The following is a 25,142-nucleotide window of genomic DNA, read 5'->3' as shown; positions in this document are numbered from 1 at the left end:
AAACAATGCAATTGTACGTGTAACCTTTTACAATACCCCTAACTTTGTTTAACAAGCGAACCTACCCACGTCTTTGACGTAGCATGGGTCCCCCGTTCAAGTATTGGAGAAATCTATGAGAGCCTCTGCGTTTTATACTCAACTGCAAGCGCAAATCGAGCAAGTCAAAGCCGATGGCCTATACAAAAGCGAGCGCATTATTACCTCGCAGCAACAGGCTGAAATTGACGTTGCCAGCGGCGATAAAGTGATTAACTTTTGTGCTAATAACTACCTTGGTTTAGCGAATCATCCAGAGCTTATTAAAGCAGCGCAACAAGGCTTGAACGACCATGGTTTCGGTGTTGCTTCCGTGCGTTTTATCTGTGGTACGCAAGACATTCACAAAACCCTTGAAAGCAAAATCAGTGACTTTTTACAAACCGAAGACACCATTCTTTACTCTTCTTGTTTTGACGCCAATGCGGGTCTTTTTGAGACCATTCTTGGCCCTGAAGACGCCATTATTTCCGATGCGCTAAACCATGCCTCAATTATCGACGGTGTGCGTCTATGTAAAGCAAAGCGTTTCCGCTATGCCAACAATGATATGGCCGACCTTGAGCAGCAACTGATTGCCGCTGATGAAGCAGGCGCTAAAACCAAGCTGATCGCCACTGACGGCGTGTTCTCGATGGATGGCGTGATTTGTAACCTCGAAGCGCTGTGTGATTTAGCTGATAAGTACGATGCCCTCGTTATGGTCGATGACTCTCATGCTGTAGGCTTTGTTGGTGAAAACGGCCGTGGTACGCCTGAGTACTGTGGCGTGTTAGACCGTGTCGATATTATCACTGGAACCCTAGGTAAAGCCTTAGGCGGCGCATCAGGCGGTTATACCTCAGGTAAGAAAGAAATCGTTGAGTGGCTACGCCAACGCTCACGTCCTTATTTATTCTCGAACTCGCTGGCACCATCCATTGTGACTGCGTCAATAAAAGTGCTGGATATGCTGGCTGATGGCAAAGAGTTGCGCGATACTTTATGGTCCAATGCGGCTTACTTCCGTGAGCAAATGGAAGCGGCGGGTTTCACTTGTGCTGGTAAAGATCATGCCATTATTCCGGTGATGCTAGGAGATGCCAAGCTCGCTGGGCAAATGGCCGATAAACTACTGGCTGAAGGCATTTATGTCACCGGGTTCTCATTCCCAGTGGTGCCAAAAGGGCAGGCGCGTATTCGTACCCAAATCTCTGCTGCACACAGCAAAGCGCAACTCGACAAAGCCATTGATGCCTTTATTCGTATCGGCAAAGAGTTGGGCGTAATTTAGGAGCGCAGTGATGAAAGCATTATCAAAATTAAAGGCTGAAACCGGGATTTGGATGACTGATGCGCCAAAACCGGAAGTGGGCCACAACGATTTATTGATTAAAGTTCGTAAAACCGCTATTTGCGGCACCGATGTGCATATTTACAACTGGGATGAGTGGGCGCAAAACACCATTCCAGTGCCTATGGTGGTAGGTCATGAGTATGTCGGTGAGGTTGTCGATATGGGCCAGGAAGTACGAGGCTTTGAAGTCGGCGACCGGGTTTCTGGTGAAGGTCATATTACCTGTGGTCATTGTCGTAATTGTCGTGCTGGGCGTGTACATTTGTGTCGTAATTCCACAGGTGTGGGCGTTAACCGTGAAGGCAGCTTTGCGGAATACTTGGTTATTCCGGCGTTCAATGCTTTTAAGATCCCCGATAATATCTCCGATGAGCTGGCCTCTATTTTTGACCCGTTTGGCAACGCTGTACACACTGCTTTGTCGTTCGATTTGGTCGGTGAAGATGTATTGATCACCGGCGCAGGCCCGATTGGTATTATGGCTGCAGCTGTAGCTAAGCACGTTGGCGCACGCAATGTGGTGATCACCGACATCAACGAGTACCGCCTTGATTTGGCCCGTAAGATGGGCGCTACACGGGCCGTTAACGTCAGTGAAGAAAAGCTCGAAGACGTGATGACAGAGTTGGGGATGACAGAGGGCTTTGATGTTGGCTTAGAGATGTCAGGGGTGCCGGTGGCATTCAACTCTATGCTTGATAACATGAACCATGGCGGCAAGATAGCCATGCTGGGTATTCCGCCTTCAGATATGGCTGTAGACTGGAACCAAGTTATTTTTAAAGGCTTGGTAATCAAGGGTATTTATGGTCGTGAGATGTTTGAAACCTGGTACAAAATGGCCAGCTTGATTCAGTCAGGTCTTGATATTTCCCCTGTGATCACTCATCAATTCAATATTGATGACTTTCAGCAAGGTTTCGACACGATGTTGTCGGGGCAGTCGGGTAAAGTTATCCTCGATTGGCAGTAAGTAGCCTATGAAGGCGGCTAAGCCGCCTTTTCAGTGTTTAGTAAATTTGGAGTCCCATGGCTTTTAAACATATCTCGGTGTCGCAGACACATGAATTACTAAACGACGATAATGTCGTTATTGCTGATATACGTGACCCGAACAGTTTCGCAAGCGGCCATATTCCTGGTTCAGAGCATTTGAGTAATAGTAATATCGGTGAGTTCATGCTGCATAAGGAGTATGAGCAACCTATTATTATTGTGTGTTACCACGGTATTAGCTCGCAAGGCGCTGCTGGTTACCTAGCTGAGCAAGGGTTTGATGACGTATACAGTATGGATGGCGGCTTTGACGCCTGGGCGAAGCAATTTCCACAGTCGGTTGAAAAATGATTGAACTAGGGAGCACCAATAACGTGCGTGCTGCTCAAGGGTTTATTGATTACTTGAGTACTCAAGGGCTGCATGGCGAGCTCAAACCTGCACAGCAGGGGCATGTAATTATTGCTGTTGATCCGGAGCATTTTCATGCTGCTCAGCCGTTATGGAATGAGTTTAAAACAGAGCCGAATCATCCGCGATACAGTGATGCCGCTTGGCAAAGTGGGCGTACCGATTCAGGCTTGGTTTACAGCGGCAATAAGCTTAACTTGTGGCAACGCTTCAACGGGCTAAGTTTATTGGTTAAAAGCGTCAGTATTATCAGTGTGATTATCTATGCGCTGTTTTTATTGGGCCAGTTTAGTCATATATTCCCACTGTTACAGTTTAAAGCATCGCAGCCGCTCTCTTGGATAACGCCAGCAGTCGTTCATTTCTCTGCAATTCATTTGATATTTAATGTGCTGTGGTGGTTGACGTTAGGGCCCGCTATTGAACGCCAGACATCGAAACTCACTTTATTGAGTGTGTTTTTGCTTGGCTCTTTGGCCAGCGCGTGGGCGCAATATACTATGGTCGGCCCTAATTTCGGTGGTCTCTCGGGTGTTGTGTATGCGCAGGTAGGGTTTTGCTGGATTTATCCTTTGCTAGCGAAAACTAAACCGATGATGACCAAGGCGATGATTGGTTTTCTGCTACTGTGGCTAGTTTTTGGTTTTACCGATACTTTCTTTATGCCTATGGCCAACTGGGCGCATTTAGGCGGTTTAGTCAGCGGTATCGTGTTAGCGCTGGTGATGGCCTTTGGAAGTAATAAAAAAGCGGCTTAAGCCGCTTTTTTATTACTCGTAATGTTAGTGATAAAGGTATTTGGTAAACAGTACATCGCGAATAATATCTTTACCGGTTTCCTGCTTTAGTAAGGTTTTAAGCCGTTCGATGCATTTCTGTCTTATCTCTTCGCGGCCCGTTAAGCTTTTGATTTTATCCTCTGGCTCTTGCGATAAAATTTCAACAATGGCGTCACGCAGCAGTGGCATGTGGTGTTCAACCACTGAAATATTGCCAACATCTTCTAACATCAGATCGACAGTCACTCGCACATAGCCGAGCTTCTTACTTGATTGGCTAATGTAGTTCGCAACGATATCAGGCTCAAAGCCATAATAACCAACATCTCCCGCCGCCTTTGCGGGGCTGAACATGAGCAGAGTAAAGGCACTGACAAGTAATAGTTTGAGCGCTCGAGGCATAATAATTAGTGTGCTAGTTTTCATCAAGTTATCCATATTTTAGCGCGCTTAGCGATTTATCGTCCAGATTTATTAGTAAAGGGGTTACTGTGCTCTGTGAGAGCTTTTGCCATTAGTGTAGCAGTGGTATGATCGAAGCAATAGTCGAATCAAGGTAGTATGTTTTGCCTGCACACCCTATACCTCTTCGCGCGCAGTGGATAAGCATCGAGCACGCTAAGGTGACTGACACACTAGCCGATTGGCTACTGGAGTCTGGCTCGCTAACGAAGCGTTTAAAGTCACAGTGCCAACAATTTGCGGTGGAAGTTCTAAGTGAAAAAGTGGTAGCCAGTCGCTTTTGCGACCACGCTATTTTCAAGCCCCCCGGTACGAATGTGCGTGTGCGTGAAGTGTTGCTGTTTTGCGATAATGAACCTATGGTCTATGCGCAAACTTGGCTTCCTGAACAGCAGTCGGAGCAAGGGGTTGATTTAGCCCATTTGGGCAATAATCCATTGGGCGAAGTGATTTTCCAAGACCCGCAAATCCAACGAGTAGGTATGGAGGTGGCTGATTTCGCTCACAATCAGAGTCTGGCTGAGCTTACACACTCGTTAAAGCTGCCTGGTGGGCCGCTATGGGGACGCCGTAGTTGCTTCAATTTAACGAACCAACAAATAATGGTGTGCGAGATATTTTTACCCGGAGCCTATCCTTACCTATGAAACTAGCACCACTTAAGGCGATGCATTGGCCTTATTATAAGCAATTGATGCGTATTGATAAGCCTATCGGCACCTTGCTACTGCTGTGGCCCACTTTTTGGGCTTTGTGGCTTGCTGGTGCAGATTGGCCGCCGGTGAGTCTCGCGGTAATTTTTGCCTTGGGGGTGTTCGTTATGCGTAGCGCAGGGTGCGTGATCAATGACTTTGCCGATCGTAATGTTGATGGTGCGGTACAGCGTACTCAACAGCGCCCTTTGGCAGCAGGAACCGTGAGTGCCGGTGAGGCGCTGAGCTTATTCGCTTTGCTGGTAGTTATGGCTTTTGCGCTAGTGTTATTACTTAACTGGCAGACGATATTGCTGTCATTTGGGGCGCTTGCCTTGGCTGCGTGTTACCCCTTTATGAAACGTTATACCCATTTACCCCAAGTGGTATTAGGAGCTGCGTTTAGCTGGGCAATTCCAATGGCTTACATGGCTACTATCGAAGCGCTGCCGATACATGCATGGTTACTATTTTTTGCCAATGTAGTGTGGACTGTAGCGTATGACACCTTATATGCGATGGTGGATAGGGATGATGATGTTAAAATAGGTATCAAATCCACCGCTATTTTATTTGGTCGTTACGACCTTCTGGCGGTGGCTTTATTGGATGTCACCTTTATTGCACTATTGGCCTATATCGGCTTGGATATGCAACTTTTTTGGCCATTTTGGCTTGGTCTCAGCATTGCGACTATGTTGTTGGTGCGACAGCTATACTTGTGTCGCCACCGAGAGCGAGCCGCGTGTTTCAATGCATTTTTGAATAACCACTATGTCGGCCTAGCCATTTTTATTGGTATTGCCGTTAGCTTGCTTTAATTCGGCGGGTCAACAAAGCCGGCGACTGAATTATTCTTGCGAAACCAGCCAGCGATAGAGAAGCGCGACTGCTTTGCTGGCAATACCTCATGCATAAATAACTCACTTTCAAACACAACCAGTGTGCCACAGCGGGGAGCTACGCGCCGGGCAACTAATTTGGAGCGCGGTTGATAGATCACTAACTCGCCTCCCTCATCAGGAGTGTTTAGGTAGCAAACCGTAGTAAATACACGATTCGAGCGCCCCTTAAAAGCATCGTAATGCTTTTTATAGAAGTCCCCAGGCTGATAGTGGGCAAAGTGGCATTCATAATCGAACAGGCCAAGGAAAAAATGTCGGTTAATGTGCAGGCGCAATGCTTCCATTAAAGCTATGTAGTCTTGCTCTGCTTGTGAGTGTCCGCTAAACCACAAAGTTTTGTCTTTTCTTATTTGCTCGTTATGTTGAAACTCTTGGCGGCGGCCAATTCCAGCTGGTGAAAAGGCATCGTATTGTTGTTGCGCTGTATTCAGGAGCTGGCTGGTTAAAGAGCTCGGTAATGCATGTTCAATCACAGCATAACCGTGCTGATGCACATCATCGATGATCTGTGCAAATAATGGTTCTTGATTCACATGGGGAAATTCAAGTTAAAAGGTGGCTTAGTATACCCTCGAAATGACAAAGCACTACTGTTTATTGGTGTAAATGTGGGCACATTGATAGATAAGCCTCGCCCGCCTAGTCTTAGCTGCTATTTTTTTAATGGCTTGGCACTTAAGGAGGAGTAGTAATACTCGCCCAAGTTTGAGCGAGTCGGTAGGTGTTTACTTAGAGGCTGCGAAGAGTTAAGCACTCAAGTGCCGAGCGCTGGCAACTTGTTCAATCACATCTAATAGTTGAATAATGTGCTGTTGCTGCTCCAATTGCTCTTGGGTTTTGACGATTAAACGCGAGTGCGCTTCATCACTGGCTTGTAGGCATATAAGGTCATCGTGGTTGTTGATGGCATTTGTATGTTCAATGCCGCCAATGGCAATGCTTTGCCCGTTGGTCACCGCGTTAATCACCTCTTCTAGGCTACCTAAACGCAGGCCATTGCCCTTGCGCAGTACGTCGGCAGCCTCTTTTATCATGCTTTGCACATGCTGGCTTTGCGAAAAACAACCAAACAGCGGGTAGGCATCAAGGTCATGTAAGGTGACGCTGGCTTTGTGTGCTAAAGGGTGGTTGCGACTTGCAAAGAGTACGAGCTGATCCGGTAAATGGATATCGCTCCCGCCGAGGCAGGCGTTTTCTTCACTGACAAAAATATCAATTTCGCCTCGTTTCAGACGAGAATGTAGCTCTTGCTGATCTTGTAGCTGCATCTCGATTTTCACTTCAGGGTGCTGTGCCATAAACTGACCGCAAGACATGGGCACAATGGAGCTTGCTGAGCTGGTATAGCCAATTACAACACGGTTTTCACTTTTGCCACTGAGTTTGTCGAGTAATTGTTTGGTACGTGCATATTCATCTAGGGTATTTTGGCAAAAACGTAAAAAAACTTCGCCTTCCTTCGTTAATATGACTGAGCGTGTAGAGCGTGATACTAGTTGATGACCAACTTCCTCTTCCAAAGTTTGAATGCTTCGTGTTAATGCGGAGGTACTGATGTTGGTTTTTTCTGCCGCTTGGCGAAAATGGCGCAAAGAGCCAAGGGCGAGGAATTGTTTAAGTTGTTCGAATCTCACTTTTAATTCCTTTTAAGTAAGTTATTAGGTGTATGGATTGGGGTTAATCCTCCTCAATACTAGTACATTGTACCTGAAATAAAAAGATGTCTTTTGTAACAAATTTTTCAAGTTCATCGTGGGGTTAATTAATAATAATCATCAGTCAGGGTAGCGGTTTTTTATAGCAATGAATTCATCAATATTTTTGATCATTAATTCGACTAAAGTCGGGTCGAAATGATGCCCTTTTTGTTGTTCTATAAAGTCTATTATATCCTCCATAGGCCAAGCCTTTTTATAACAGCGTTCGCTCCCTAGTGCGTCAAATACGTCTGCCAGAGCCGTAATTCTGCCAACAATGTGAATGGCCTCTTTGGCAAGGCCTTTAGGGTATCCAGAGCCATCCCATTTTTCATGGTGTTGGCCGGCGATTATTGCACCACATTGTAAAATTTCGTTACTGGATCTGTGGAGTATTTCGTAACCCACTTGTGCATGTTGTTGCATTATTTCCCATTCTTGATCATTGAGCTTTCCAGGCTTATTTAAAATATGATCCGGGATGCTTATTTTGCCAATATCATGTAACGGCGATGCCAGTTTAAGTACTTCAGCTTGATAATCACTTAAGCCATAAAGTGTTGCCAATAGATAACTGTAATTAGCCACCCTTTTTACATGAGAACCGGTCTCTTTCGAGCGTTTTTCCACGGCTTCACCGAGAATATACGACAGCTCTTTTTGCGACTCTCTTACCGTTTCCCGTAATTTTAAGTTGTTGTAAGCCAGCGCCACGTTATTGGCGAAAAACTCTAGTAATTGGTGTTCATGAGTATTCAAGTGGGCGCCGCGATCAACATATAGCATGGTCTCCATGCCATTTTGACCTGGGAAGTAACCGACATAGTTACTATCATTTTTTATTGAACGTTTGCGCTGGTGAGCACTGTGGAAATCTTGGCGCACATTGTGTGGCAGTTTACTAATGTCTGACTCGGGAGGGTGTCCTGAAGCCGCGAGCAATTTAAACTCAGTATCTTCTTGGTTGCTGCTGTAGGTCACCGCAGCACAGTATAGCTCGGCATCTTCTAGGCCCAGTATATGGGAAATGTTATTGAGCACCACGGACGCAAATTGGTGGATGCTGTCACACTTGAGAAACACCGTAGAGGCGTTGATGATGCGTTCTAACCCTTGTTTCTGGCGGTTAATTAATTGAATATCGCGATATCCGCGCAGCGCCGAATAAACCAACGTTTTGAGTTTTATAGCGGTAAGCTCAGTTTTATTTTTGTAATCGTTGATGTCGTAGTCGCGGATAATCGACTCTTCGGGAGCTTCTCCTGGTTGCCCAGTGCGTAAAATAAGACGGATATCATGGTTATCAATTTGCTCGCGAATATGCTTTATGAGCATCAATCCGGCGTGATTGGTTTCCATAACCACATCGACTAGCGCAACAGCGAAAGTGCTATCTTGTTCCAGTAATTCGATAGCTTCTTGTGCTGAATAGACGTGTGTTAATTCTACATAGCGATGCTCGAACTCAAAGTTAGAAAGCACTAACCGAGTGACATGGTGAATATCTTGGTCGTCATCAACAACAAGTACACGCCAAGGCGGTAAACTAGTTTCTGTTGTTTGTGTTTCTGCGTCATCGACTTCGGAAAAAAGATACTCACTCACACTGGGTTCCACCATTTCAGGTCAATGTAACCTGAGTATAGGTGAGATTTATTTCTCTGGTGAGTGAGAATGTTTTCCTATGCTTTCTAATTCAATGGCAATCGCATCACAGGAAATATGTATTTCGTAAAGAGAGGTGAGCAAAGAGACCATGAGTGCCACTAAGCTTATGCCAAATAAGGCCGTGCCTAGAGGGGTAAACTCAACAAATAACGCAAACATCGCTAGGGTACACAGTAAGAACGACGCTACCCCCCAAAATTGCATACTGCGGATAAGTCGAATTCGCTTCTTTAAGTTTAATATTTGCTCAATCACGAAGGGTCGGATTTGCTCGCCTTCGCGGGCATTAAGTTCGCGGATCAGTTGTGCCAGTACGAGAAAACGATTGGTATAGGCTAACAGGAGAAGAGAAATCGCTGGAAAAAGCAGTGCAGGGGTGGTTAATGTCATCATTTTTTCCAATTTTTATGTGTATAATTAGGGAATGTTAACTATGGGCTAGACATTTTTACAAATAACGGGCTTAATGTTAACAATTTGCCGCTCGCCAATTCAAAAGCTAAGGCAAAAGACAAGATTAATCAAGAATATGCGTATGCGTAGAGGGCTCGTGTCGGTGATACGGTGCCGCACGTTGATGCAAAGGGGGAGAGATGGCTATCAACAGTGGTGAATACCATCACAATGAAGTAACGGATAAATTAGCAAGTGACTTCGCACAACGTTGTGCTGATTTGTTCAATGTTGAGCCAGAGCAGTTAAATCAAGCCTTGGCGGCTTCATCCAGTGATCAACAAGTAAATCAACTTGCCGCGCAATTAAGTCAGCAGCTGAGCATTGCTCTCGTTGCAGCGCAGCTGGGTCGTGGTGGAGATAGCGCAGAGCTAGACGAATTGCGTAACGAGCTCAGTGCTATTAAAGAGCGCTATGCCAAACAGAATCGTCAGTTACTAGAAGCGCAGCAGGAAAATGCGCAGTATGCCGATGAGCATGTTCAACTTAAGCAAAAACAACATGAACTGGCGGCATTGAAGCATCGTTTAACGGAGCTTGAGAGCGATAATTACAATTCGCAAAGTGAGCGCCAAGAGTTACTGGATGCCGTAACAGCGTTGCGAGAGGAAAAAACACGGTTGGAGCAAGACAACCAATCGTTGAAGCAGGCGCTTGAGAGCCAACGTCAAAGCAATATGGCGTGGCAAGAAAAACTGCAAGAAGTGTCTTCGCAACAGCAAGGTAACGAGCAGCTCGAACAGCAGCTCACTGATCTGCAAAAAGAAAATGAAGCTGTTGCAGAGCAACTGGCTCACTACGAACAGCTTGTTAGCCGTCAGAATCAGCAACTCTCGGAGCTGTCTGAAAAGCTTAATGAAACAGAGCAGCAAGGTGAAAATCACCAGCTTACTGTTGAGCGCTTACAGCAACTAGGTGAGCAGCTACGTGAACAGCTCAGCGAGGAACAAGCTGCGGTTGCTCAACATAAGGAAGAAAATCAGCAACTCATTGAGCGTTTAGAGCGCCAAGATGCGAGTAGCGGCGATATGGCTCAGCAAATTGAGCAGTCGCAGCAGAAAATCGAGCAACTTACGGCACAGCTGGGCACCATTGATGAGTTGAAGTAGCAAATGCAAGCGCAAAGCGAGCAGCATGAGCAAGCTCTGCAAGAACAAGCGCAACAGCAACAAGCTCAATTTGAACAGCAGCAGCAACAGTGGCAAGCGCGGTTAGAGGAATTAGAGCAGGGCTTAGCTGAGAAGCAATCGCAAACCGAAGAGCTGGATCAACAGAAGCAATCGCTTGCTGAAGAGCTTGAGCAACATAAAGTACGTTGTGAGCAAGAAGAGCAAGAAATTGAAGAGCTGAAGAAGCAAATTCAAGAGCTGACCAACCGCCATCGCGATGAGCGAGAGCGTAATGAGAGCTTGCGTTCACGTATTGATAATGATTCACGACAAGCTCGCCAAGCTTTTGATAGCTTACGTTCTGAGCACATCGAACTCAAAGATGAGCTAGAGCAAGCACAAGAGAAAATGATGGAATACAAACTGAAATTTGACTACGCCCAGAAGCAGCTGCAAAGCGATTCGTAGTGGATTTCAAGTGGGTTAAGGTCTTCGACGCTGAGCACGGCGTCGAGGCCAATATCATTAAAGGTCGCCTACAACATGCTGGTATAGAAAGTCGTTTGACCGGCGAGGCTCTGCAAGGGGCCTTGGGAGAGATCCCTTTCATTGAGGCTGGCGTTGGTGTGTGGGTGTACGATATAAAACTGTCCGCCGCCCAACAAATCTTGTTAGAATATCGACAATCGAAAACATCCGCGCAGAAGTGGCAATGCCACCATTGTCAGCAGTGGAACCCTGCAAGCTTTGATCTGTGTTGGTCCTGCATGAAAGAAAAACATGAACAAGCCCAATAACTTTCAGCGTATTCGTGAGTTGAATACGGTGCAAAAGGCTGCGTTAGCGGCAGCCTTAATGGAACGTATGCTTCCTAACTACTCGCTATTCAGTGATGCACTTGAATTTGGAGATCCCGCAGTACTCAAAAATGCACTCGCTTTATGTTGGGAAAAAATTCTTTTACCAAAAAGTAAGATTAGTATCGAGAAGTTAGTCGAGAAAGTTGAGCCAAATGTGCCAGAAGTGTCTGATTTTGATGTCTTTGGTGTATATCCAGCTATCGATGCGGCAACCGCGCTGCTAACGCTTTTGCATGGGATTCAAAGCAAGGATGAGCAAGAGTACGTCAACGTATGCAAGATTGCTCAAGGTACAGTAGCACGATTGATTGAGTATCAGTTTGAGCTGGACGAGCAACCTTATCAAGCCAAAGATGTAAACCAACACCCATTAATGGAATACGAGGTTGGGGTGCTAAGTGAGTTAATTGACTTTGTCTCGGCCTTGAATCGCATCGATAAAGACAATGTTAAAGCCTTGCGCCATCTTGCTGTAGAGGATGGGCACACTAACATTGGTGTAGAAATTTAGCCCAACGCCACATATCACATGCGCTGGTATAAGCGTCCCCAAGCTTGCCCAGCGCGTTTTTCCTTTCGCAACTGCCAGTTATTAGGGGCAGTGAAGTCGGCGTTATTCGCCTCCACTTCCACATACACTAAAGCATCGTCAGCTAGCCAACCATTTTCTTCCAAGGCTTGGGCACATTTATTCGCGAGTCCCTTATTAAAAGGTGGATCAATAAAAGCAATATCATAAGCCGCACTGCTTGGTTGAGCTAACAGAGATAACGCATCCCCTCGTTGTACACTCACGTTTAGCATGTTAAGGAGTGCTGCGTTATCGCGTAGTTGCTGTGCTGCTTTGGGCTCCAATTCAAACAGAGTCACTTGTTTGGCAAATCGTGATTGGGCTTCAAACCCTAGACTGCCGGCACCTGCAAAGCAGTCTAATACCTGGGCATCACGAATATCCATCATGAGCCAATTAAAAACGGTTTCTTTTACGCGATCTGTGGTTGGTCTTAGGCCTTCAATATCATGTACTGGTAACTTTCTGCCTCTATGTTGACCACCAATAATGCGTATTTGCCCTGTTTTTGTTGTGCGTTTATGCGCGGGTTTTGCGGCTTTTCTATTGATGGACATGCATTTACTCACTATATGCTTTTTCCACAGGCTGGGAAAATGGTAATATAACGCGCAATTATAAATAATATTTGTGGCTAACGACAGCTGCTTTAAAAGGCGAGTGCATCGCCATGACTGGAAATATGGTTTCATACAATGGCTAAAAAAAGTAAGTTTCTGTCCTGGTTTGGATTAGGTAAAAAAGAAGAGCAAGCAAAACAAGAAGAACAGGAACGTCTTGCAAAAGAGCAGGCTGAGCGTGAAGAGCAGGAGCGCTTAGCGAAAGAACAAGCAGAACGTGAACAGCAGGAACGTTTAGCGAAAGAACAGGCAGAGCGTGAAGAGCAGGAGCGCTTAGCTAAAGAGCAGGCTGAACGTGAACAGCAAGAGCGCCTAGCTAAAGAACAAGCTGAACGTGAAGAGCAAGAGCGCTTAGCGAAAGAACAGGCAGAACGAAAAGAGCAGGAGCGCTTAGCTAAAGAACAAGCCAAGCGTGAAGAGCAGGAGCGCTTAGCTAAAGAACAAGCCGAGCGTGAAGAGCAGGAGCGCCTTGCAAAAGAGCAGGCAGAACGTGAACAGCAGGAGCGCTTAGCGAAAGAACAAGCAGTGCGTGAACAGCAGGAGCGCTTAGCTAAAGAACAAGCAGAACGTGAACAGCAGGAGCGCCTTGCAAAAGAGCAGGCAGAACGTGAACAGCAGGAGCGTTTAGCGAAAGAACAAGCCGAGCGTGAACAGCAGGAGCGCCTAGCTAAAGAGCAGGCAGAACGTGAACAGCAAGAGCGCTTAGCGAAAGAACAGGCAGAACGTGAACAGCAGGAGCGCCTAGCTAAAGAACAAGCAGAACGTGAAGAGCAAGAACGTTTAGCGAAAGAACAGGCAGAACGCGAACAGCAAGAACGTTTAGCGAAAGAGCAAGCAGAACGTGAAGAGCAGGAGCGCCTAGCTAAAGAACAAGCCGAGCGTGAAGAGCAGGAGCGTTTAGCGAAAGAACAAGCAGAACGCGAAGAGCAGGAACGCTTAGCTAAAGAACAAGCAGAACGTGAACAGCAAGAACGCCTCGCCCAAGAGCAGGCAGAAAAAGCGGCCGTAGCTGAGAAAAAGCCAGGATTCTTCTCACGACTCAAAAAAGGGCTATTAAAAACCAAGTCAAACATCGGCTCCGGCTTTGCGTCTATATTTAGCGGCAAAAAAATTGACGATGAATTATTCGAAGAGTTAGAAACACAACTACTAACAGCCGATGTCGGTGTTGATACCACCGTGAAGTTGATTGATAGCCTTACCGATGCAGCAGATCGCAAGCAGCTCAAAGATGGCGAGGCTTTATATGAGCTACTGAAGCAAGAGATGGCAACAATGTTGGCAAGTGCTGAGCAGCCATTAAACCTTGAGGGCAAAGATGGACCGTTTGTCATACTTATGGTCGGTGTTAATGGTGTCGGTAAAACCACCACCATAGGTAAGCTTGCTAAACAGTATCAACAACAAGGGAGGTCGGTAATGCTTGCTGCAGGCGATACCTTCCGTGCAGCAGCGGTAGAACAATTGCAGGTGTGGGGAGAGCGTAATGATATTCCCGTTATCGCGCAGCATACCGGAGCTGATAGCGCTTCTGTGGTCTTTGATGCTTTCCAAGCTGCAAAAGCGCGCAACGTTGATGTGCTAATTGCTGACACCGCCGGGCGCTTGCAAAATAAAGACAATCTAATGCAAGAGCTTGAAAAAATAGCGCGAGTGATGAAAAAAATAGACCCTGAAGCACCCCATGAAGTGATGTTGACCATTGATGCGGGAACAGGTCAAAATGCGATAAGCCAAGTAAAACTATTTGATCAGGCCGTTGGTTTGACCGGTATCACTTTGACTAAACTAGATGGCACGGCGAAAGGGGGAGTCATATTCGCCATAGCCGATCAGTTTAAAACACCTATTCGCTATATTGGTGTGGGTGAAAGCATCGATGACTTGCGCACTTTCAAAAGTGATGACTTTATAGAGGCGCTGTTTAGCAACGAACAATAATTACCCTAACATTGGGAAATAATAACAATGATAAAGTTCCAAGAGGTCAGTAAAACCTACCCGGGGGGGCATCGAGCCTTAGAGAAAATCAGCTTTCATATCGAAAAAGGAGAGTTGGCTTTTCTCACCGGGCACAGTGGCGCTGGTAAGAGTACGCTGCTTAAGCTTATTAGCTTAATGGAGCGCCCTTCAGCTGGTAAAGTCGCCATTAATGGCGTAGACCTCGCTGCTATCAAAGCAAAGCAAATTCCATTTGTGCGCCGCGATATAGGTATTATTTTTCAAAATCATCGACTTCTTGAACGTTACTCCGTGTTTGATAATGTCGCGTTACCGCTGATTATTGAAGGGGCACATCGCAAACAATTAGAAAAGCGTGTCTATGCTGCGCTGGATAAAGTGGGGCTCAGTGATAAAGCCCGCTGTAACCCAACAACTCTCTCTGGGGGTGAACAACAACGGGTGGGCATAGCCCGCGCAATCGTTAACTCCCCACCTTTGCTGCTCGCGGATGAGCCCACGGGTAACCTAGACCCAGAGTTATCGATGGAAATTCTGCAATTATTTGAAGACTTCAACCGCCATGGTACTTCTGTGCTTATCGCCACTCACGATCTTGGTTTAATAGCGCGGATGAAATATCGTAGCCTGACGCTTAAAGAAGGCCGTCTGCTCAGTGATCCACTGGCTCAGGAGGCGCTCTCATGAGTCTATTATTTAAAGGTCGGGAAACTGATTATCAGCGCAAAGGCCATTCGCCCGTTGCACGCATGTACTTCGGTATTATTAATACGATTCGTCAAGGGGTGCAGAGCTTAGGAGAGATGTGGCGTACACCAACCGCATCAATGATGACAATCCTTGTACTGGGACTAAGCTTAACCTTACCTTCTACTTTGTACTTGGTCGTTAAAAATGTACAGAAAGTCAGTAGTGGCTTTGATAATGCAGCGGAGATTTCCTTATTTGTTAAAGAACAAATGTCGGAGCAACAAACACAAAGTTTGGTAAAGCGTTTGGCGCTCTATAAAGAAGTTGAAGAAGTGCGCTTTATTAGCAAGCGCCAAGCGCTAGAAGAGTTTAAACAGGTGTCTGGCTTTGCTAATGCGTTAGATTATTTGGATGACAACCCTTTGCCTGATGTGGTGCTGGTCACTCCGGGTGAACGCTACCGTAATGCAGATGCTGCTAATGCGCTACTAGATAAATTACAACAAGAGCGAGAGGTCGACTTTGGCAAGTTGGATATCGAGTGGCTGGAGCGTCTAAATGCAATTTTGAATCTTCTTAAGGAAAGCGTGATCACTATTGCCCTATTATTGCTCACTTCTGTCATTCTTATTATTGGCAATACCATTCGCTTGTCGATTATTGATAAGCGCAGTGAAATTCAAGTAATGAAGTTAGTTGGTGCTACCAACGGCTTTATTCAAGCTCCATTCTTATGGACAGGCATCTGGTATGGCATTATTGGCGGCTTTGTGGCGCTAATTTGCAACCTGCTGATGATGTGGTGGTTAGAGTCGGCCGTTGTGCAAGTGACCGGAATATACCAGTCGAACTTCATTTTAGAAGGGCTCGATGCTAACGAATTCCTCATTCTTATTGGCTTAGCGGTGATCTTGGGCTTTAGTGGTTCGTACTCATCTGTGCGTCGATATATCAAGGAAATTGAACCGGATAAAGTTTAATGGGCCGGCACCGCTTGTAAGCACGGTTGTTTCATCAAGTGATGCTCACAGCTTTGCTTGTGGCAAGTGCGTGAGGTGGTGCTATAGTTCACTTCTAATTCAGGGCTTCTTTGTTAGGTTGAATTTAAAAGTTGCTGTTATTCTTTTGTCATCTTTGTGAGTTACAATTGAATCTCTCAACTTATTTTCCTTTTTTATCATTAAGTTAGAGCGCATTAAGAAGATTTGTAGAACTTCTTGATATGCATAAGGTCAAAGGTTACAATGCGATTAGCACTCTCGGTTAAAGAGTGCTAAATTAAATGGACAGATTGATCACCCGAGGTGAAAAATGAGCACGAATTTAAATGCAATGGCATTAACGGTTGGCCAACAAAGCGCGAGCATCGAAGGATATTTGCAGGCTGTTAGCACCATCCCAATGCTCGAGGCCGAGGAAGAACGTCGGTTAGCGACTCGATTACAGCAAGAAGGCGATCTAGAGGCTGCAAAACAGTTGATCATGTCGCATCTGCGTTTTGTCGCCCATATTGCCAAAAGTTACAGCGGTTATGGTTTGCCACAATCAGACCTAATCCAAGAGGGTAACATTGGCCTTATGAAAGCAGTTAAACGTTTCGATCCCAGTGTGGGAGTGCGTTTGGTGTCTTTTGCCGTACACTGGATCAAAGCTGAAATCCATGAATATGTGTTAAAGAACTGGCGTATCGTAAAAGTTGCGACCACTAAAGCGCAGCGTAAACTGTTCTTTAATCTACGCAAAAATAAAAAGCGCCTAGGTTGGTTCAACCAAGAAGAGGTGGCCACAGTGGCCAGCGAGCTAGGCGTTAGTGAAAAAGAAGTACGTGAGATGGAATCACGTATGAGCGGCCAAGATATGGGCTTCGATTTAAGTGCTGACGAAGATGATAGCAGTGTTGGGCAAAGCTATTCGCCAGTGCAATACTTAACTGACAACGCTTCGGATTTAGCCGAAAGTGTAGAGCAGGAGCAATGGCAAGAGCAATCTCATGCACGCTTATTCTCAGCACTGAAAACGCTGGACGATCGTTCGCAGGATATCGTTACATCGCGTTGGCTTGCAGATGAGAAAGCGACATTACAAGAGTTGGCACAAAAATATGAAGTGTCAGCAGAGCGTGTACGCCAGCTAGAAAAAACGGCGATGAAAAAGCTGCAAAATGCGATGGCATAAGTAGTTATACCGTGCTCAAAAAAGGCCAGCTTAGCTGGCCTTTTTCGATCTAAGTAATTGTTTATCAAAGCACTACTTATAGTGTGTTTTTACTGGCACCCATTAATGGTCGCGTTTGACTGCGATATTCGCTAAGGCAACAAGCGCCTCTTTCTCTGCGCTTTCAGGCAAAAAATCCAATGCCGAAATGGCTTTGTCAGCTTCTTGTTGAGCGCGCTGCATAGTGAAATCAAGCGCTTTTGTTTGTGTTAATGTCGTCAAGATATCACCGAGGTAATCTAAGCCATTTCCTTGCTCTATTGCTTCGCGTATTTGTCGTTTCTGCGCCGCTTCGCCATGCTGCATAGCATAAATTAATGGTAACGTCGGCTTACCCTCAGCTAAGTCATCACCAATGTTTTTGCCCATCGTGTGGGCGTCGGCGCTGTAATCCAACACATCATCAACGAGCTGGAAAGCCGTACCGAGGTGCATACCGTACAAGCGCATTGCCTCTTCAACGTTTGCGTCTTGCTCGGTGATCACTGCTGCTAATTGAGTGGCTGCTTCGAACAGTTTAGCGGTCTTCGAATAGATGACCTGCATATAGCTTTGTTCGGTGGTATCTGGGTCGTTACAGTTCATTAGCTGTAAAACCTCGCCCTCGGCGATAACATTGGTGGCATCGGCCAAGATATCCATGATCCGCATTTGCCCTAACCCGACCATGAGCTGAAAAGAGCGGGTATAGATAAAATCCCCCACAAGCACGCTGGCTGCGTTACCAAATTCGGCATTAGCGGTAGGCTCGCCGCGACGTAAGTCAGATTCATCTACCACGTCATCATGTAATAAGGTCGCCGTATGGATAAACTCAACGATAGTCGCTAGGGTGACATGTTTATCGCCTTGGTAACCTAAGGCCCGGGCTGCGAGCAGCGCTAACATGGGGCGTACGCGTTTGCCGCCACTATTTACTATGTATAAACCAAGCTGGTTAACCAGTGCGACGTCAGATTGCATCTGCGCATGTATTAACTGATTGACGCTGTTCATATCGTCAGCGATAAGCGTCTGGATAGCTTTTATATCCATTTAACTCCGTGCCCACTGTCGGTTGTTCAAGGAAATGCGCGATGAATTGTACATGAATTTTTGCCATTGCTCGACACTTTCCCAGCAAAGCATCATTTTTATAAGCTTTAGCAGTAAAAATAAGCCAAAGCTAAAAAAAGTGATTAAAAACTGCTTAATCTGCTTGGCAACGGGCTAAAAACAGATAGAATAAGGAAAATTTTTTTCATGTCCTCATCGACGCCATTTTTTCAAGTTTTTATTGAAAAAACAGCTTGTCAAGCCGGGCGTTTTAGCGTAGACTTCGCGCCCTATTGAAGAATATTTAGTTGCGTCGATTTGAGGGCGCACAGACGGAGTTAATTATGTACGCGGTTTTCCAAAGTGGTGGTAAACAGCACCGTGTGACTGAAGGTCAAACAATTCGTCTAGAGAAACTAGACGTAGAAACTGGTGCAGCGGTTGAATTTGACACAGTACTTTTAGTTGCTGATGGTGAGAAAATCGAGATCGGTACCCCGTTCGTAAACGGTGGTAAAGTAACAGCTGAGGTTGTTTCTCACGGTCGTGGCGAGAAAGTGAAGATTGTTAAGTTTAGACGTCGTAAGCACTCTCGCAAGCAGATGGGCCATCGTCAATGGTTCACTGAAGTTAAAATCACTGGCATTAGCGCTTAATTTAGAGGTACAGAAAGATGGCACACAAGAAGGCAGCTGGTAGTACTCGTAACGGTCGTGATTCAGAAAGTAAACGTCTAGGTGTTAAGCGCTTTGGCGGTGAATCAGTTCTTGCGGGTAACATCATCGTACGTCAACGTGGTACTCGTTTCCACGCGGGTTCAAACGTAGGCATGGGTAAAGACCACACACTATTTGCAACATCAAATGGTAAAGTTCAATTCGAACAAAAAGGTCCCCTAGGTCGCAAATACGTAAGCATCGTTGCTGAATAATCAGTAACCCAGCTTACAGAAAAACCCCGCTTTTGCGGGGTTTTTTGTTTTCAATACATATAAACTTGTATAATACAGGTATTCAATCGCAGATCCGCTAAGTGAAAAATCATGAAATTTGTTGATGAAGTCGAAATCCGTGCAGAAGCTGGCGACGGCGGCAGCGGCGTGGTGTCATTCCGACGCGAAAAATATGTCCCAGACGGCGGCCCTGATGGTGGCGACGGCGGTGATGGTGGCAGCGTCTACTTAGAAGCAGACGAAAACCTTAACACCTTAATTGATTACCAATTCGAGCGTTTTCATCGGGCCCAACGTGGTACCAATGGCCAAAGCCGAAATTGTACAGGTAAAAAAGGTGAAGACCTTACCTTGAAAGTGCCCGTCGGCACGCGAGTCACCGATGTTGATACGCAAGAGGGGTTAGGGGATTTAACCAAGCATGGACAGAAACTACTGGTAGCAAAAGGTGGATTTCATGGCCTTGGTAACACGCGCTTTAAATCAAGCACCAACCGTGCACCACGTCAAAAGACCCTGGGAACACCTGGCGAAGTACGTAATCTTAAACTTGAATTGATGTTGCTTGCTGATGTGGGATTGTTAGGTTTACCTAATGCCGGTAAGTCGACCTTTATTCGCAGCGTTTCTGCAGCCAAGCCGAAAGTGGCTGATTATCCATTTACGACCTTGATACCCAACCTAGGTGTAGTTCGCCCGGCCTCTGGGCAGTCATTTGTTATTGCTGATATTCCAGGGCTTATCGAAGGGGCGTCTGATGGTGCCGGTTTAGGGATACGCTTTTTGAAACACTTAGAGCGTTGCCGAGTGTTATTACACATCATTGATGTGTTGCCTGTTGACGGCTCAGACCCTTTGGATAATGCGTTTGCCATTATTAATGAGCTACACCAATACAGCCCTAAGTTGGCTGACAAGCCGCGCTGGTTAGTCTTTAATAAGATTGATTTACTCGATGAAAGCGAAGTAGATGAGGTATGTAACCGCATCGCTAATGAGCTGGGTGTCGAGCATGATATTTATAAAATCTCAGCGGCGAGCGGCTTGAACACCCAAGCGTTATGCCAGGATATTATGCAACTTCTTGAGTCCATGCCGAAAGAAAAATTCGCGCAAGAGCAGGAACAAGAAGAAGTTGAGTTTAAGTGGGACACCTACCACCGTCATGCCACTAAAGACAGTGATGACGATGATTGGGACGATTGGGATGATGACGACTACGATGTTGAGATCATTTACGAACGTTAACAACTGTTATGAAGGGCGCACTTGCGCCCTTTTGTATATAGGATATCTGTAGTGAAAATATCGATGATTGCGGCCATGGCCAAAGACCGCATAATTGGCAAAGACAACGATATGCCATGGCATCTTCCAGCCGATTTAAAGCATTTTAAGCAAGTGACCTTAGGTAAGCCCGTTATTATGGGTCGTAAGACGCTAGAGTCTATTGGGCGAGCGCTTCCAGGACGACGCAATATTGTCATCACCCGCAACTCAGACTATGCTTTTGAAGGAGCCGAAGTGGTTACGTCGGTGCAACAAGCGCTAGCGCAAGTTGAGGATGTTGAAGAGGTAATGGTCATCGGTGGCGGGCATATCTATGAGCAGTTTTTACCCTTAGCCTCATCCTTATATCTGACCTTTATCGATTTGCAAGTAGAAGGCGACACTCGTTTCCCTGATTATGAGCAAGTTGGCCGGTGGCGCTGTGTAGAGCGGGTTAGCCATAGTAAAGATGCGACGAATCCACATAACTACGAGTTTGTTACACTTAATAAAGAAGTGTGAGTTGATTGATAAAATTAGTGCTTGTTGGTAAACTATTAGTCTACTTTGTAAGAAAAAAGTATTAAAGGGTGCTACAAATGAAATTAATGTCAACGCTTATCGCTACTGCCGTATTAGCTGGAAGTGCGCTGTATACCACTCCTGCAAGTGCGAATGATCGCCTAGCTATTAGTATCTGTGAGTATATTGCTGCAGATGATAAAAACCGTTTACGTAAGACGCTGCGCTCAGCACGCCTTAAGATTCGTGATATCAGCGATGCTGTAAAGTGTAATGGCAACAACCTAGTCCGTCACGCAGTTGCGAGCAACGCAGTTGACACCGGCGAGTACATCATTAAAAGCTTACCGAAAAGTTCACTAGAAGATGGCGCCGATTTAAATTGGGCAACAAGCAATCACGCAGGCTCACCGCTGATCGCAGCCATTAAGGACCGTGCCGGTCTTTAAGCACCGTCTACAAAAAAAACCATGGCCAAGTCCATGGTTTTTTTTTGCCTATAATTGGCGATAGCCATTCAGTTCTCTTCCTATACTGAGATAAAATAGCAGTTACGACAACGTTTCAGGAAATCAATATGGCAGTTCATGTAATCAATCATCCTCTTGTTCAACATAAACTAGGTTTAATGCGCGAACACGGCATTAGTACCAAAAGTTTTCGTGAGTTAGCATCGGAAGTGGGTACTTTACTCACGTATGAGGCCACTCAAAACTTAGAGTTAGAAGATAAAACCATTGATGGATGGCAAGGGAGTGAATTGTCAGTGCAAAGCATCAAAGGTAAAAAGATTACCGTAGTGCCTATTTTACGCGCTGGTTTGGGGATGCTAGAGGGGGTGATGCACCTGATCCCTGCAGCGAAAGTAAGTGTTGTTGGCCTTGAGCGCAATGAAGAAACTTTAGAGCCGGTGCCTTACTTTGAAAAGCTGGTCGGCAATATTGATGAGCGCCTGAGCCTAGTTATCGATCCAATGTTGGCCACCGGTGGTTCAATGATTGCGACCTTAGATATGTTGAAAAAAGCAGGGTGCACACAAATTAAAGTGATCGTGCTAGTCGCTGCCCCAGAGGGGATAGAAAAGACACTGGCGGCACACCCAGATATTGATATTTATACTGCATCAGTTGATAACCACCTCAATGAAAAAGGATACATTGTGCCAGGGCTTGGAGACGCCGGAGACAAGATTTTTGGTACCGTTTAATGACGCCTTTATTTGCACCTAAAACCATCCTCACCGGCGCGCAAATGTTGTTTGTCGCCTTTGGCGCCTTGGTTCTAGTTCCTTTATTAACAGGCCTTGATGCGAACGTCGCATTGTTTAGTGCTGGGGCTGGCACATTGGCATTTCAGCTTATTACTCGCGGGCAAGTTCCGGTATTTCTGGCTTCGTCCTTTGCTTTTATCGCACCTATCATTGCCTGTAACCAATTGTATGGCAGTGCCGCTACCATGGGCGCGTTAATGGCTGCAGGTGTCGCCTACATGTTACTGAGCGTACTTGTTCGCTTGAAAGGCACAGACATGCTGCACCGCGTGCTACCACCGGTGGTTGTTGGCCCGGTGATCATGGTCATAGGTTTGGCGCTGGCACCTGTGGCAGTGAATATGGCCATGGGCAAAAGTGGTGATGGCAGCGCCCAATTAGTGGCCTATGATCATGCAATGTGGATATCCATGGCGGCTCTGGTGGCAACGCTGGTTTTTGCTGTGTTTGGCAAAGGAGTGTGGCGTTTAGTGCCTATTTTAGCTGGGGTTGTTGTTGGCTATGCCTTGTCATTGGCCTTTGGCGTAGTCGATTTTGCGGTGATCAACAATGCCCAATGGCTCGCTGTGCCCGCATTCAGCGCGCCAGAATTTAAGTGGCAGGCTGTGGCGTTTATGATCCCCGTGGCCATTGCGCCTGCTATTGAACATATTGGCGATATGATGGCTATTAGTCAGGTTACCGGTAAAGATTACCTAAAAAAACCGGGCTTACACCGCACACTGATGGGAGATGGCGTCGCGACGAGCCTAGCTGCCAGTATTGGCGGGCCGCCTAATACTACTTATTCAGAGGTCACCGGTGCAGTGATGCTGACCAAGAACTTCAATCCCAAGGTTATGACGTGGACCGCCGTTATCGCGATTTTGCTGGCGTTTATAGGCAAAATGGGGGCGGGTTTACAAACTATTCCGGTCCCAGTAATGGGGGGCATTATGATTTTGTTGTTTGGCTCTATTGCTGTGGTTGGATTAAAAACGTTATTAAAGGCTGATTTGGATGTGAGTGAACCACGCAACTTAGTGATTATTGCACTTATTTTGGTGTTGGGTATTGGCGGTATGCAAATAGGTGGTAATGAATTTGCCCTGCAAGGCGTTAGCTTGTGCGCCATATTTGGCATCGTGCTCAATCTTGTTTTACCCAGTAAAAAGCAATCGCCAGTGCAAGGCTAGAGCATTTATTCTGAAAATGCGATAGAATTTGCCGCCACATGTTATCGTTTGGTGGCGGCACACTAAGACACAGTGTTCAACTTCAGCCACCACAAACTAGGGGCAACTTATGTCAGATAAGCTTTATATTACCGCACAGCAACTATTGGAAGATTCGTTTCGTGTCGCTGCGCAAGTCTATAAGGACGGCTTCCGTCCAGATTTTATTATTGGTATTTGGCGCGGTGGTGCTCCTATTGGGATTGCTGTACAAGAGTTTTATGATTATAAAGGGATAGAGACCGATCATATCGCCGTTCGTACCTCTTCTTACTATGGTATTGGTAAGCAATCGAAAGAGATCAAAGTACACGGTTTGCATTACATCATTGAAAATGCCAATGCGGGTGATTCACTCCTTATTGTGGATGATGTTTTCGACTCAGGACGCAGTATTTTTGCATTAAAAGAAAAGTTAGCAGAATTGATGCGTTTGAACCTGCCTAAAGATATTCGCGTAGCTTGCCCATATTATAAGCCGAAAAATACCAAAGTCCCTATGAAGCCTGACTATTACATCCATGAATCGGATGAGTGGCTGGTGTTCCCTCATGAACTTTCAGGGTTAACCCCCGAGGAATTGATTGAAGGTAAATCGGATTTAGCCAACATTAAAGACTTATTAGTCGATTAAAAAAAGCAGCGTAAGCTGCTTTTTTTATCCCATTTTTACAACCCAAGTGGGCAGGCTGGTGCTCTGATCTCACTTACGTGAAGCTTTCTACAAACTCCTCTAAAGCTGACACATCAATTGTTTGTAAGCCTTCTTTACTGCGCACAATAAGCCCTTTATCAACCAGCTCGGTAACCACGCGTCGATAAGCCCGCTCTGTGGTGGCAAAGCGCTCAGCCTCGGCGCTCACAGTGGGGTAGGCGCGTAACAAGGTCGGGTTGTTGTTTTGTGCCCGCATTAAGCAATCTTTGGCAATATTATAGCTTAGCGGCAGTAACAGTTTATCAAGGTTAACCTTTTGGTTTTCCTGAAACTTCGCGGCTATAGTTTGCGCTGTGTACAAGCTCAGCTGGGGGTTCTCTAATAATACTTGGCGCCAATGCTTGAGCTCGATAAGGTTATAACTTACATCGCTAAAGCAGGTTACGGTATAGATACAGGGCTGATTGTTAAGCGCTTCTATTTCCCCAATCAGGGTGTTGTTGCAATCAAGCTGACCTAAGAGCAAACGTCGCCCATTGCCCACATCGTAGCTAAAAGACACGGTACCGCTGCGCACCAGTACCAGCTTTTTAAGCGGTTGATCTTGGTGTAATAGCACTTCCTTTTTTTGCTGCTGGTAGCGATTGCCAGTGAAATGAAGTAGCTGCTCTACCAAGTCGGTAGAAAAATGATATTGAAACATAGTCAAAACTCGTTGGGACAATTGTCCTTTTTGTTACACCAATATGTCGCTACGATGA

The 25,142-nt window shown here is 45.9% G+C and carries 30 protein-coding genes; 22 read left to right on the top strand and 8 right to left on the bottom strand.

Going from position 1 to position 25,142, the window contains the following annotated elements:
- The first annotated feature begins 115 nt into the window (after window positions 1-115).
- Genes PRUTH_RS09820 through glpG form a run of 4 tightly spaced genes read left to right on the top strand, consistent with a single transcriptional unit; the run spans window position 116 to window position 3,540 of the window.
- Window positions 116-1,312 (top strand): glycine C-acetyltransferase, encoded by a 1,197-nt coding sequence (locus PRUTH_RS09820; protein ID WP_022946487.1) that lies wholly within the window; start codon window positions 116-118, stop codon window positions 1,310-1,312.
- Window positions 1,313-1,322: 10 nt separating this feature from the next.
- Entirely contained in the window at window positions 1,323-2,348 is a 1,026-nt protein-coding gene (gene tdh, locus PRUTH_RS09815; protein ID WP_151173173.1) for an L-threonine 3-dehydrogenase, read from the top strand.
- A 56-nt stretch (window positions 2,349-2,404) separates the two neighbouring features.
- Window positions 2,405-2,722, top strand: coding sequence for a thiosulfate sulfurtransferase GlpE (gene glpE, locus PRUTH_RS09810; protein WP_022946485.1), 318 nt, complete (start codon window positions 2,405-2,407; stop codon window positions 2,720-2,722).
- Window positions 2,719-3,540, top strand: coding sequence for a rhomboid family intramembrane serine protease GlpG (glpG, locus tag PRUTH_RS09805; RefSeq protein ID WP_151173172.1), 822 nt, complete (start codon window positions 2,719-2,721; stop codon window positions 3,538-3,540). Before glpE ends, glpG begins: the two co-directional genes overlap by 4 nt.
- A 24-nt stretch (window positions 3,541-3,564) precedes the next feature.
- On the opposite strand, the gene PRUTH_RS09800 is transcribed toward glpG, so the two are convergent.
- Window positions 3,565-3,915, bottom strand: a complete 351-nt coding sequence (locus PRUTH_RS09800; RefSeq protein WP_231658170.1) for a flagellar basal body-associated protein FliL — start codon at window positions 3,913-3,915, stop codon at window positions 3,565-3,567.
- A gap of 212 nt (window positions 3,916-4,127) precedes the next feature.
- Between PRUTH_RS09800 and PRUTH_RS09795 the strand changes: the two genes are divergently transcribed.
- Both PRUTH_RS09795 and ubiA read left to right on the top strand, forming a co-directional pair.
- Entirely contained in the window at window positions 4,128-4,670 is a 543-nt protein-coding gene (locus PRUTH_RS09795) for a chorismate--pyruvate lyase family protein (protein ID WP_151173171.1), read from the top strand.
- Entirely contained in the window at window positions 4,667-5,536 is an 870-nt protein-coding gene (ubiA, locus tag PRUTH_RS09790) for a 4-hydroxybenzoate octaprenyltransferase (RefSeq protein ID WP_151173170.1), read from the top strand. The genes PRUTH_RS09795 and ubiA overlap by 4 nt, the downstream gene beginning before the upstream one ends.
- Here the strand turns inward: ubiA and PRUTH_RS09785 are convergent.
- The 4 genes from PRUTH_RS09785 to PRUTH_RS09770 all read right to left on the bottom strand — a co-directional run bounded on the left by PRUTH_RS09785 (window position 5,533) and on the right by PRUTH_RS09770 (window position 9,375).
- Window positions 5,533-6,153, bottom strand: coding sequence for a 2OG-Fe(II) oxygenase (locus PRUTH_RS09785; protein ID WP_151173169.1), 621 nt, complete (start codon window positions 6,151-6,153; stop codon window positions 5,533-5,535). The two genes, ubiA and PRUTH_RS09785, sit on opposite strands and share 4 nt — an antisense overlap.
- A gap of 213 nt (window positions 6,154-6,366) precedes the next feature.
- Window positions 6,367-7,254 (bottom strand): LysR family transcriptional regulator, encoded by an 888-nt coding sequence (locus PRUTH_RS09780; protein WP_022946479.1) that lies wholly within the window; start codon window positions 7,252-7,254, stop codon window positions 6,367-6,369.
- 141 nt (window positions 7,255-7,395) lie between these two features.
- Window positions 7,396-8,922 (bottom strand): DUF3369 domain-containing protein, encoded by a 1,527-nt coding sequence (locus PRUTH_RS09775; protein ID WP_130148577.1) that lies wholly within the window; start codon window positions 8,920-8,922, stop codon window positions 7,396-7,398.
- Between the two features lie 48 nt (window positions 8,923-8,970).
- Window positions 8,971-9,375, bottom strand: coding sequence for a DUF2721 domain-containing protein (locus tag PRUTH_RS09770; RefSeq protein ID WP_022946477.1), 405 nt, complete (start codon window positions 9,373-9,375; stop codon window positions 8,971-8,973).
- 203 nt (window positions 9,376-9,578) lie between these two features.
- Here PRUTH_RS09770 and PRUTH_RS09765 point away from each other — a divergent pair, with 203 nt between their 5' ends.
- The 4 genes from PRUTH_RS09765 to PRUTH_RS09750 are packed head-to-tail and all read left to right on the top strand — an operon-like array spanning window position 9,579 to window position 11,918.
- Window positions 9,579-10,547, top strand: a complete 969-nt coding sequence (locus tag PRUTH_RS09765; RefSeq protein WP_151173168.1) for a coiled-coil domain-containing protein — start codon at window positions 9,579-9,581, stop codon at window positions 10,545-10,547.
- 3 nt (window positions 10,548-10,550) lie between these two features.
- On the top strand, window positions 10,551-11,015 hold the full coding sequence (locus tag PRUTH_RS09760) for a hypothetical protein (RefSeq protein WP_151173167.1): 465 nt from the start codon (window positions 10,551-10,553) through the stop codon (window positions 11,013-11,015).
- Window positions 11,015-11,344, top strand: coding sequence for a putative signal transducing protein (locus PRUTH_RS09755; RefSeq protein WP_022946475.1), 330 nt, complete (start codon window positions 11,015-11,017; stop codon window positions 11,342-11,344). The genes PRUTH_RS09760 and PRUTH_RS09755 overlap by 1 nt, the downstream gene beginning before the upstream one ends.
- The gene (locus PRUTH_RS09750; RefSeq protein ID WP_022946474.1) at window positions 11,328-11,918 is read left to right on the top strand and encodes a YjaG family protein; all 591 of its coding nucleotides are present in this window, start codon (window positions 11,328-11,330) and stop codon (window positions 11,916-11,918) included. Before PRUTH_RS09755 ends, PRUTH_RS09750 begins: the two co-directional genes overlap by 17 nt.
- A 14-nt stretch (window positions 11,919-11,932) precedes the next feature.
- Here PRUTH_RS09750 and rsmD read toward each other — a convergent pair whose 3' ends face one another.
- Window positions 11,933-12,535: a 16S rRNA (guanine(966)-N(2))-methyltransferase RsmD gene (gene rsmD / locus PRUTH_RS09745; protein WP_151173166.1), complete on the bottom strand. Its 603-nt coding sequence runs from the start codon at window positions 12,533-12,535 to the stop codon at window positions 11,933-11,935.
- Window positions 12,536-12,673: 138 nt separating this feature from the next.
- On the opposite strand from rsmD, the gene ftsY reads away from it, so the two are divergent.
- The 4 genes from ftsY (at window position 12,674) to rpoH (ending at window position 17,425) form a co-directional block, all read left to right on the top strand.
- Window positions 12,674-14,539: a signal recognition particle-docking protein FtsY gene (gene ftsY / locus PRUTH_RS09740; RefSeq protein ID WP_151173165.1), complete on the top strand. Its 1,866-nt coding sequence runs from the start codon at window positions 12,674-12,676 to the stop codon at window positions 14,537-14,539.
- 27 nt (window positions 14,540-14,566) lie between these two features.
- On the top strand, window positions 14,567-15,247 hold the full coding sequence (gene ftsE / locus PRUTH_RS09735; RefSeq protein WP_022946369.1) for a cell division ATP-binding protein FtsE: 681 nt from the start codon (window positions 14,567-14,569) through the stop codon (window positions 15,245-15,247).
- On the top strand, window positions 15,244-16,230 hold the full coding sequence (gene ftsX, locus PRUTH_RS09730) for a permease-like cell division protein FtsX (RefSeq protein WP_151173164.1): 987 nt from the start codon (window positions 15,244-15,246) through the stop codon (window positions 16,228-16,230). Before ftsE ends, ftsX begins: the two co-directional genes overlap by 4 nt.
- Before the next feature lie 331 nt (window positions 16,231-16,561).
- Window positions 16,562-17,425, top strand: a complete 864-nt coding sequence (gene rpoH / locus PRUTH_RS09725) for an RNA polymerase sigma factor RpoH (protein WP_022946367.1) — start codon at window positions 16,562-16,564, stop codon at window positions 17,423-17,425.
- A 102-nt stretch (window positions 17,426-17,527) separates the two neighbouring features.
- On the opposite strand, the gene ispB is transcribed toward rpoH, so the two are convergent.
- Window positions 17,528-18,499: an octaprenyl diphosphate synthase gene (gene ispB, locus PRUTH_RS09720; RefSeq protein WP_151173163.1), complete on the bottom strand. Its 972-nt coding sequence runs from the start codon at window positions 18,497-18,499 to the stop codon at window positions 17,528-17,530.
- 344 nt (window positions 18,500-18,843) lie between these two features.
- Between ispB and rplU the strand changes: the two genes are divergently transcribed.
- The 8 genes from rplU to PRUTH_RS09680 all read left to right on the top strand — a co-directional run bounded on the left by rplU (window position 18,844) and on the right by PRUTH_RS09680 (window position 24,360).
- Complete coding sequence (gene rplU / locus PRUTH_RS09715) at window positions 18,844-19,155, top strand: 50S ribosomal protein L21 (RefSeq protein ID WP_022946364.1); 312 nt, start codon at window positions 18,844-18,846, stop codon at window positions 19,153-19,155.
- 17 nt (window positions 19,156-19,172) lie between these two features.
- A complete protein-coding gene (rpmA, locus tag PRUTH_RS09710) occupies window positions 19,173-19,430 on the top strand; it encodes a 50S ribosomal protein L27 (protein WP_022946363.1) in 258 nt (85 codons plus the stop codon).
- A gap of 111 nt (window positions 19,431-19,541) precedes the next feature.
- Window positions 19,542-20,699 carry an Obg family GTPase CgtA gene (gene cgtA / locus PRUTH_RS09705; RefSeq protein WP_045979625.1) on the top strand — a complete coding sequence of 386 codons (1,158 nt, stop codon included), beginning with the start codon at window positions 19,542-19,544 and terminating at the stop codon, window positions 20,697-20,699.
- Between the two features lie 63 nt (window positions 20,700-20,762).
- Entirely contained in the window at window positions 20,763-21,242 is a 480-nt protein-coding gene (gene folA, locus PRUTH_RS09700) for a type 3 dihydrofolate reductase (RefSeq protein ID WP_022946361.1), read from the top strand.
- A gap of 77 nt (window positions 21,243-21,319) precedes the next feature.
- On the top strand, window positions 21,320-21,691 hold the full coding sequence (locus PRUTH_RS09695; protein WP_022946360.1) for a DUF3718 domain-containing protein: 372 nt from the start codon (window positions 21,320-21,322) through the stop codon (window positions 21,689-21,691).
- 128 nt (window positions 21,692-21,819) lie between these two features.
- A complete protein-coding gene (gene upp / locus PRUTH_RS09690) occupies window positions 21,820-22,449 on the top strand; it encodes a uracil phosphoribosyltransferase (protein WP_022946359.1) in 630 nt (209 codons plus the stop codon).
- Window positions 22,449-23,687 carry a uracil-xanthine permease family protein gene (locus tag PRUTH_RS09685; protein WP_022946358.1) on the top strand — a complete coding sequence of 413 codons (1,239 nt, stop codon included), beginning with the start codon at window positions 22,449-22,451 and terminating at the stop codon, window positions 23,685-23,687. Before upp ends, PRUTH_RS09685 begins: the two co-directional genes overlap by 1 nt.
- Window positions 23,688-23,796: 109 nt before the next feature.
- Window positions 23,797-24,360 (top strand): phosphoribosyltransferase, encoded by a 564-nt coding sequence (locus PRUTH_RS09680; RefSeq protein ID WP_022946357.1) that lies wholly within the window; start codon window positions 23,797-23,799, stop codon window positions 24,358-24,360.
- Window positions 24,361-24,433: 73 nt separating this feature from the next.
- Here the strand turns inward: PRUTH_RS09680 and PRUTH_RS09675 are convergent, their stop codons facing one another.
- Window positions 24,434-25,084, bottom strand: a complete 651-nt coding sequence (locus tag PRUTH_RS09675) for a Crp/Fnr family transcriptional regulator (protein WP_022946356.1) — start codon at window positions 25,082-25,084, stop codon at window positions 24,434-24,436.
- Between the last annotated feature and the right edge of the window lie 58 nt (window positions 25,085-25,142).

Origin of the sequence: Pseudoalteromonas ruthenica, assembly GCF_008808095.1 — a bacterium.
Taxonomy (GTDB): domain Bacteria; phylum Pseudomonadota; class Gammaproteobacteria; order Enterobacterales; family Alteromonadaceae; genus Pseudoalteromonas; species Pseudoalteromonas ruthenica.
The sequence above is the reverse complement of the archived record's forward strand: the minus strand, read 5'-3'. Positions and strand labels throughout refer to the sequence as shown.